General features: G+C 72.7%; 1 protein-coding gene. It reads left to right on the top strand.

What is annotated here, in order from left to right; genetic code table 11:
- A partial coding sequence (locus tag JMJ55_RS30625; RefSeq protein WP_202829371.1) for a hypothetical protein occupies positions 1-213 on the top strand: 213 nt, incomplete at its 5' end.
- Positions 214-260 lie beyond the last annotated feature (47 nt).

The following is a 260-nucleotide window of genomic DNA, read 5'->3' as shown; positions in this document are numbered from 1 at the left end:
GGCCAGCCGCTGGCTGGCGCCGAGTTCGACCACTTCTTCCATCGCGGGCTCAACCGGCCCGAGCATGGCTGGTTGATTTGCGCGCCCTGCCACACCGAGCTGACCCGCGGCGGCTACCTGGTCCGCTTCATGCGGATGCCCGAGTTCCGCGCCTTCCAGGGCGCCGTGCTCGAGCACCGGCGTCGGGCCAAGCCCGGCGGCCAGGCCGAGTAGCCACCGCCACCCTCCCCCCGCAGAGGGGCCCATGAGCCCCCTGACCT

Origin of the sequence: Belnapia mucosa (assembly GCF_016775475.1) — a bacterium.
Classification (GTDB): Bacteria; Pseudomonadota; Alphaproteobacteria; order Acetobacterales; family Acetobacteraceae; genus Belnapia; species Belnapia mucosa.
Note: the sequence above shows the minus strand (reverse complement) of the source record. Positions and strands in the feature narration are given on the sequence as shown.